Origin of the sequence: Nocardia sp. NPDC006982, assembly GCF_042869435.1 — a bacterium.
Lineage (GTDB): Bacteria > Actinomycetota > Actinomycetes > Mycobacteriales > Mycobacteriaceae > Nocardia.
On sequence record NZ_JBIAFV010000056.1, the window covers coordinates 1 to 8,204 of the forward strand.

8 protein-coding genes and 1 pseudogene are annotated in these 8,204 nt (G+C 62.1%); 5 read left to right on the plus strand and 4 right to left on the minus strand.

Annotated features, from left to right (window positions below):
- Positions 1 to 281: 281 nt before the first annotated feature.
- Positions 282 to 602, minus strand: a complete 321-nt coding sequence (locus ACFYOW_RS49095; RefSeq protein WP_387299012.1) for a transposase — start codon at positions 600 to 602, stop codon at positions 282 to 284.
- 293 nt (positions 603 to 895) lie between these two features.
- Between ACFYOW_RS49095 and ACFYOW_RS49100 the strand changes: the two genes are divergently transcribed.
- The 5 genes from ACFYOW_RS49100 to ACFYOW_RS49120 all read left to right on the plus strand — a co-directional run bounded on the left by ACFYOW_RS49100 (position 896) and on the right by ACFYOW_RS49120 (position 5,209).
- Positions 896 to 1,138, plus strand: a complete 243-nt coding sequence (locus ACFYOW_RS49100; protein WP_387299013.1) for a hypothetical protein — start codon at positions 896 to 898, stop codon at positions 1,136 to 1,138.
- A gap of 145 nt (positions 1,139 to 1,283) precedes the next feature.
- Positions 1,284 to 2,657 carry a hypothetical protein gene (locus tag ACFYOW_RS49105; protein ID WP_387299015.1) on the plus strand — a complete coding sequence of 458 codons (1,374 nt, stop codon included), beginning with the start codon at positions 1,284 to 1,286 and terminating at the stop codon, positions 2,655 to 2,657.
- Positions 2,658 to 3,489: 832 nt separating this feature from the next.
- Positions 3,490 to 3,936 carry a WhiB family transcriptional regulator gene (locus ACFYOW_RS49110; protein ID WP_387299017.1) on the plus strand — a complete coding sequence of 149 codons (447 nt, stop codon included), beginning with the start codon at positions 3,490 to 3,492 and terminating at the stop codon, positions 3,934 to 3,936.
- A 353-nt stretch (positions 3,937 to 4,289) separates the two neighbouring features.
- A complete protein-coding gene (locus ACFYOW_RS49115) occupies positions 4,290 to 4,586 on the plus strand; it encodes a hypothetical protein (protein ID WP_387299019.1) in 297 nt (98 codons plus the stop codon).
- 173 nt (positions 4,587 to 4,759) lie between these two features.
- Complete coding sequence (locus tag ACFYOW_RS49120; protein ID WP_387299021.1) at positions 4,760 to 5,209, plus strand: hypothetical protein; 450 nt, start codon at positions 4,760 to 4,762, stop codon at positions 5,207 to 5,209.
- Between the two features lie 463 nt (positions 5,210 to 5,672).
- On the opposite strand, the pseudogene ACFYOW_RS49125 reads toward ACFYOW_RS49120, so the two are convergent.
- From ACFYOW_RS49125 to ACFYOW_RS49135, 3 genes and pseudogenes are all read right to left on the minus strand, one after another.
- A pseudogene (locus ACFYOW_RS49125) lies at positions 5,673 to 6,144 on the minus strand (ATP-binding protein); the annotation flags it as partial.
- Positions 6,145 to 6,222: 78 nt separating this feature from the next.
- The gene (locus tag ACFYOW_RS49130; RefSeq protein WP_387299025.1) at positions 6,223 to 6,798 is read right to left on the minus strand and encodes a DUF6262 family protein; all 576 of its coding nucleotides are present in this window, start codon (positions 6,796 to 6,798) and stop codon (positions 6,223 to 6,225) included.
- A partial coding sequence (locus ACFYOW_RS49135; RefSeq protein ID WP_387299023.1) for a tyrosine-type recombinase/integrase occupies positions 6,690 to 8,204 on the minus strand: 1,515 nt, incomplete at its 5' end. The genes ACFYOW_RS49135 and ACFYOW_RS49130, both read right to left, overlap by 109 nt.

The window sequence follows — 8,204 nt, forward strand, 5'->3', positions numbered from 1 at the left end:
AAGAGGGCCATGTACGGACGTGCCAATTTCGACCTCCTCCGCACCCGCGTCCTCGCCCAATAAGCCTGGCCCATCATCAAATTCCGGCCAGACCCCGTTCCCGATGACCGTTTACAGTGGATGGCTCTGATCAGCCGGATAAGCCCGAAGTCGTTAGTGTCGCGATCGCTGGGACCGCGGCCGTACCAGGCGTAATAGCCTAACGGTGAGACTGCCAACTCCCAGCACATGAACGCCTCATCGAATTTGCCCGAAGCGCCCAGTCCGCGATCGCGGCGAATTCACCGCTGGTCTTTCGCGAACCCGTTCGCAACTTTTTTTGCGAACGCGACCTGCATCTTCAACTCCGCTTTCTCCGAACGCAACCCCTCCGACTCGGCCCGCTCCGAGTCGGTCAGCGACTTATCCCCGGAACCACCCTCGGCTCCAGACTCCTTCGCTCTCTTCACCCATTTCCTCAACGTCATCTCGTGACAGCCGATACTGTATGCCACCTCGGCCACGGGCCGCCCCTGGCCCAGAACGAACGCTACCGCCCGAGCCTTGTTCTCCTCGGTGAAATTACGCCACGTCGAACCCAACACCAAACTACCGGGCGACATCGACCCCCGTGTCCACCGAACCGGGAACGGTCCACATGAGCCCAGAGTGGTCGTGGACCACGACAGCTATCGGAATTGGCGTGAGATGGTCGCGGCGGCGTGCCCCTGACCGCACCGCGTCGCCTCCGCGGATTGTGGAGATCCTTTTCCTTTGTCGTGCAAGCAGATTCGCTCTGCGAGTATCAGGCGTTGGTTAATCTCGGTGAAGTGGCGGATGTTGCCCTCGGCGCGGAGTCGCACACTCGTGGGACATGGGGAGTGCTCTGAATACCAGCTGAGAAGGGATGCTCCGGATGAGTGACCAGTTGTCGAGAGACGAGGAAGATCCGTGCCCCGACGTCGACGACGCTGAGTATCCGAGTGCGTACGACATGAACGACGATCACCGCGATACGACCTCACCAGTCGACTTGTGCCGAACACGTGCCGACAGGCTCGTCATGGTCGCCTTTAGTGAAGGGCAGTACTTCGCCGAGGTCCACAAATTGTCCGCTCGAAAGATCCATCGCCTGACTGAGGACACGCGTGAGCGCTGACAACCATGATATATCGGTCGACGAAGGTGCAGGCATAAGCCTGGACAATCCCTGCTTGCAGAGGGTAGCTGTGAATCCCACAGTGGGGCGCAGGGACGGCCTGGGATCGTCAGTGCCTGACGATGGCGGCCATGCAGACAGCGCGGTGAGCGAGATCGAGGGACTGGTGGCCCATCTGGTGGCGGTGGCGCCCCCGGGTTGGCTGCTGGCAGAGGCTGAATTCACGATCACCGTTGCAGGGGAGGAAGGTCGGGTCGTATACACCGCCGATCACCAGAAACTGGTTATCAAACCACCTGAGGTGGCATTCGCGGCCGTGCGACGGTTGCGCGTCGAGTCGACTCGGCAGCGACGAGGACCACGGTGGGAGTTGCGCCTACGCCTGGACCCAAGTGGTTACTGCGAAGTCGACTGTGACTACAGTCAGGAACTGTTCGTGGAAGAACCGCCACGCGAGGTGGACCACGCTGATGGTCAGATGCATCCACGCCGCCTGTTGCCTGGATGGCTGATTATGTATCTTGGTCACAATGATCGGCATTCCCGCAGTCCCGCGCGGGCCGCCGTGCAAGCACGCGCGGATTTCGCGGCGCAGGTGCGGCCGACGCCGATGAAGGACGAGTTTCCGGAATTTCCGGTGATGTGGGCGCGGTGGGCGACCATCGCGGCCGCTTTCTCCGCTCTGCGATCCGATCGTGGACCGCGGATTCTTCCGTCCCTCGCATGGTGCGAGAACTCCTGGCGCAGCGGATCCACGTTGTATGTGCTGCCCGGAGGGCGCGCAGTGCTGTCAGGTGGGGTATGGGACGCGGCTACTCTCGAATCTCTGCGTAAGGACGGTGCACAGATCGCGAATCTCTATGCAGGAGCACCGAATTGGGTGGCTGACCCGGTATTGAACCCGCGAGTCGGCGCCGGTCTACTCTCCTTTTGCTATTGGTGGGACGATGGACGGTGGTATCGCGGGGGATCCCCGTCTATAGAACACTGCACCAAAGCGATGCCAGGTGTGTGGACTGTCGATACCGCAGCCAATATCGTCGCCCATGTGATCGAGAAGCAGCCGAGTAGCGAATTGCGCAGCGCGGCAACAGCATTGGTCAGCGCCGCCCAAGTGGCTGCGGTGACACGTGAGACCGTCGTCGGAGTCTTCGGAGACGACGAGCGCTTCGACTTGGATGGTGCTCTGCACCAGCTGGTGCTCGCTGGTCTGGCTGAGGTAGAGATCGGGCCGATCCTTGCGGAACGAGCCATCTCCCTTGTCCACGAGTACATCCAACAACACGGTTACGACACAACTGGATACCCGCCCGAGCAACTAGTCGCTGAGCGGATCGACCATGGGTGGATGGTGTGCGTGCCGGTGCCGGCCGGAGAGATTGCGATCGGCCGGGCGGTCTTCTACGTCGCCGACGATGGAGTGCTGGAGCACGCGACCTCGTCGATTCGCCCCGCGACGTATGCGGTTGGTTTCGTGCAACGCTATTGGCGGCGTCGCGGTGTAAGGGCTGAACATTGAGCGCCATCACCTGCTGGACGAGAGTGGCGATCGCCGACGTGGTCGCGGCGTCGCCAGGGGCGGACAGCCAGCGGCGTCGGGGCCTAATTGGCGATTGATGTGGCCCCTTGGAACTGGTCCGCGGTTGTGCTGAGGCAGAGTGATCTATCGGGAGGTCACTGTGCCGAAATCGTATTCGCCGTCCGTTCGTCGTCAGGTGTCTGTGCGGTTGCGCAGCGGAGAGCCGACGCCGATGAGCTGGGCGCCGCCGACAAGCGCATCGCCCGGCTGGAGGCCGAGCTGGTGTTGACCCGTGGCGCGTGCGCGTTATTCGATGAAGGGACGGTGATCTCCCCAAAAGGAAGGTCGCGATCGTCGAAGGATTGATCGCACTCGGCCACTCGGCCACTCGGGTCGATCGGCGTGCCGGATCGTCGGGTTGAACCGATCGACCTTGCAAACCGAGCTCCTCGACACACGGAAGTGGTCCACCTGAGCCGCCCCGGTGTTTCGGGAGACTTTGAGCACCAAACCCGGGGCGATTCAATCGGCTGCCATCCCTGTTGGGAATTTAACCGCCGCTGGATAGCCTCCCAGGACAAGCGATGTCGATGCATAACCCAATCCACATGCGACGACCTCCGGCGAGGGCATTGCGTGCTCAAGTTTCGCCACTAGCCTGGCCCGTTGGTCTCGATCTGAGATCAGCCAAGTCACGGAAGTACTCGATCGTCGGTAGGCGAACACAGCGTGCGCACCCCACGGGAGGCCAAAATCTGCGTAGATCCTCCGATGTTTGCTGGGGGTGTTCCAGGCAGGCTCAAGTCCAGACCTGAGCCCGCAGGAGGCCATGATGAGCAACATTGAGGACAACCAAGCGCCAAGGCAGCGGACCAAGCTACGGGTTCCATGTTCGGCGCGGCCCACCGACTGGGACTTGGACACGGGCGGGCCGCAGGAGTGGCAGCAAGCTATCGAGACATGTAGGCAATGCCCTGTGCTTGCACAATGTAGTGACCTCGCCCAGGGATTCACCACCGCGGGCATGGAGCCGCGCGGGGTGATTTGGGCCGGAGTGCCATACGACGACAGAGGCAGAATCGTCGTGGATTTAAACCAGCACAAGAATTCTCTAGTGCTCCGCGGTCCGACGAGAATTTCCCGCAGGACGGTGGGCGCGTCGCCATTTCATCGACCGATATGCGAGTCGTTCGAGGTCACCAAGGTGAAGGGCGTGCACCTGACCATACGCCGCCGGAGCCACATCAGAGCATTGCCAGACACGGGAACTTCCGACTGAAATCCCATGCAGGGCACCCACATCGTGTCACCGGCCATTCACCAGTTCGGCGAAATCTATGCATTTGTACTCATGCCTTCCGCGATGTCGATGTGAGGAATCAGGACTTCCTTGACCGTCTGTTATCAAGTGACGCTTGACGTTTCAGCCAGCTCGTTATGGTGTGTCGTCCGTTGTGGTTAGACAGGTGAATTCCGAGATCAGTTCCAGGTGAATTTGAGCGTCACTTGGTGCCGCGAGTGGCGATTTGTGCAGACGAAAAATGACACCGCTTGGGGTGGAGGGTGAGTGGTCTCGCTGGAGATGGTTGCGGTCGGTTGGGCTGCTGCTGGTTGTGGGAATCGTAGTCGGGGGTGGGGATCGGCGGCAGCTTCCGCTTCGGTGGGGTTAGCGAGGATGGCGGCAGTGAAGCGGTGGAGGTCGACGCGCAGGCATTGCGCGGGGTCGGTGAAGCGGTCCAGCGAGATGCGGGCCTCGTCTGCGGCGAGCCAGTCGTTGATGAACTGGAGCAGTTCGGAGAGTTCGGTGGCATCGCCGAATCGGATGCTGGCGGACCGAGCCGAACCTGTTCGACGAGCCAAATGCGCGGCGTCGCCCGCTACGTGGGCCGCGAGAAGGCGACCTCATGGCGGTGTCCTCTGGGCGTCTGATCGCCCCTCACCGTTGGGAAGGTCCTCTGTATTCGGGTCGGGATTTTGGCATCCTCGCAGCGGTGAGGTCTCGAGATCGGAGCCATGTCTGCAGGTCTGGTCCGGAATCAAGCCTCGTTCGACCTATGGTCACCGGTCGGCAGTGTGAGGCTGGTCCGTGGGAGTTATTTCTGATGTCCGAAAAATTTCGTAACAGAACGGATGTTGAACAGGTGCGTATGCTCAAACACGGAGCCAGGCTGGGTCTCACTGTGGCGGCGATTCTTGCCGGATCACTGGCCGTAACCAGTCCGGCGAATGCGGTAGCGACCCCGGCCGAGGCGTGCGGCAACAACTACCACGAAATCGACTACCATGACATCCCCGGCGCACGTATCCACCTGCTCTACAACGGCACCACCAACTGCGTGGTCACGACGAAGAACAACCCGGGAACTAAAACCATGATGTTGGCCGCCATCGCGTCCGACAACCACCCCGCTTTCATCAATGACGAGGGCGAGTATGCCTACTACGCTGGCCCGGTGAGGATCGACGCCGCAGGTGTCTGCATAATGTGGGGAGGCGCCGCCGATCCAGGGTGGAACGTCTGGTACTCACCAGCTCACGTACACTGCGGCTGATCGCCGCCAGGCATATATCCGTGGATGCCCGCAATCCCAGAGAGTGGTTGCGGGCATCCCGGCGTCCTTCCGGATGTACCCGGCCATCTCCGTGAACGTCCCAACGTGAGGATCTGTTCAGCCGCAAAGGCAACTTCGATACCGCATCGGGGATGATGACGGCGACAAACTCGTCATTATCCCGGTCGCGCCGACACCCCGGGCGACGCCGCCATCGCGGCCTACTGTTGCTGAATTAGAGCAGTTCGGTGGCATCGCCGATTCGGATGTTGTTGTCGGACATCTGGATAACGATGCACCATCAGTCATCATCCGCCTGGCGTCGTCGTATGCTGACTCGCTTCAAGGTGGCACCGGCCTGGTAGTGACGCTGCGGCATTTGCGGCCGGTGGACCCGAATCATGTTGTAACCAGGTGAGTCCAGATGAATTTCGGCGTCACGTGGAGTGCTGCGGTGAGCCGATCAGGGCTGGGGTTCGGGCGTCGGCAGCGACGCTGTGTCCTTCGGCTTGGGGGTCTGTCCCGTGATTTGCGCGGTGCGGGCCAGGCGGTAGCTTTGGGTGCCGGTCTCGATGATCTGCCCGCCGAAAGTCAATCGGTCGACAATGGCTGAACACAGACGAGGATCGGTGAAAGTTTTCGTCCAGCGAGAAGGGCAGGTTGGAGGTCAGGATCAGCGAGGCGTGTTCGTGGCGGCTGGAGACCAGTTGGAAGAACAGGTTCGCCGCGTCCTGTTCGAAGGGGATGTAGCCGACCTCGTCGACGATCAAAAGTCCGTAGCGGCGTAGCTTGGCCAGCTCAGCGGCTAATCGTCCGTGCTGGTGGGCGGTTTGCAGGCGGGTGACCCATTCGACGGCGGTGGCGAACAGGACGCGGTGGCCGTGGTGGGCCGCGGCGATGCCGAGCCCGATCGAGAGGTGGGTTTTGCCGGTGCCGGTCGTTATCCACGGTTTGATCTTGAATTCGGCGTATTTGCGCTGGTAATGACGTTCTTTCAATTGACGTGACGATGGTCAGCAAGGTCCGATCATCTTGGTGCTGGACGTCGCGGTGGGAGTGCCGCGTCGGGCGAGTTCGCGTCGGAGTTCAAGGTTTTCGCCGTGGGCTTGCTCGAGTGCGTCACGCAGGGCTTGGACCTCGGCGCGGTGTCGTTTCTTCAGCTCGGTGATCTGCAGGCTGAGTGTCTGGATGAGGGTGTTCTCCGAATCCGTTGGGGGTGCGTCGGTGCGGGCTGGTCGGGCGTTGGCTCGCAACCGTTCGATGCGGGTGCGCAGGTCGGCGTGGTTGTAGAGGAAGGCGTGGGAAACGCTCGCTTCGCGTTGGACGGCCTGGAAGGTGACGGGTTCTCCGCGTTTGAGCAGGCGGCGGATGGCTTGCTCGGCGTCGTCGATCTTCTTGCTGGACTTGGCTTTCGCGGCGGCGATCAGTGCGGCGGTGCGGTCTTCTCGCGTGGTCAGGGTCGTGTCCTTCTGGGAGCGGGTTAGAGGGTGAGTGGGACCGGGCCGGGTGCGTTCTCGCGGCAGCCGCCGCCCTGGACCGCGCGGCCGGGATCGGCAGGCAGGGCTTCCAGCAGGCGGGTCAGGGCGGATTGTTCTGCGCGGCGCTGGGTGAGCCAGACGTTGTCGTCGGGCATTGGCCGGTCGTGGCGTTGCTCGAATTCGGTTGTGGCGCGGTCGATCAGGGCGGTGGTGTCGTCGAGCTGGCGTTGCAGGGCAGCTTGGTGGGTGGCGTCGGTTGCGAAGACCGAACAGGTCAGGCAAGCGTTTCCCTTGTCGCAACTTTGGAGCGGCGGAAGCAGGCACCAGCCGTTGGGCAGAAACCGGTCGGCGCGGTCGAATAGGTGCAAGCTGTCGTGATCGTCTCGGGAGAACTGGATGCGGGTGCCGTCGGCCTTCAACTTCACCGTCGCCAGAAATGCTTGTTCGGCGTGCTGTTCGCGGGCGGCGATGTAGTGCATGGTCATCGTCGGGGTGGCGTGTCCGGCATAGCGTTGCAGCACGTGGATCGGCAATCCGAGCTCGGCAAGGCGGGTGAGGCGGGTGTGTCGGAATCGGTGAGTGTGGCTGAGCCGGACAGTGCGGCCCTGGCTGTCGGTGATCTGCAGCAGATCGTCGTATCGGCGCAAGATCCAGGCGTAGCTGCCGTAAGGGTAGGGCTTGTCGCCGTTCCGGTTGCCGCTGCGCTGCATGAACAGGAATCTCGGTTGCTGGTCGGGGAACCATTCCCGGATCCAGCGGCGCTGTTCCTCGATGACCTCCACGACCTCTTGGTCGACCAGGATGGTGTCGGGTGCGACGTCGATCTTCGATTGCGCGTAGTGGAACCGCGCGATCTGATCGCCATCTGTGCCGGTGACGGTGCTGGCCGGTGGAGCCGACAGACAGTCGAAGGCGCAGGTGCGGATTTCGCTGGCGCGGCGGCCGGTGAGGATCTGCAGCAGGATCATCCGCATGGCTTGCGGGTTGTTCAACCCGTCCGCAGTGATCTGTGTTCGGTCACCGCGGGTGATCGTCATCTGCCCGTCGCGAGGCAACCCGATAACCGGCAACGCGGCGGTGATCTGAGCCAGCGCATGGTCGTCGACGTAGTGGGCGTCGTTGAACTCCCGGGTGTGAGGAATCCGTGTGACCTGGGCGAACCAGCTGGCCGCGTGCGCGGAGCTGATCTGGTCCCAGGGCGAGGGACCGAGCATGGCGCGGGTTTCGCCGGGATTGGCGGCGATGAAGTCCATCAGCTCCGCCACTGCCCGCAGGTCGTCGTTGACCAGGCGAGGATGAACCTTCTTGCTCAGATCGCGCTGGTCACCCGGGTAACGCAGCCGGTTGCGCGGGTCCGCCGCCCAGCGCTGGAACTGTGTTGCCTGACCGGCCGCGACCGCCGGGTCGCCGAGCATCGAGGTCGGGTCATCGACGCATTCGGTGAGCCAAGTATCGAAGCGGCGCAAGCATTTCAGTCGTTCCTGACTGACGGTGCTCCAGCGCAGCGTCCCGGCCTC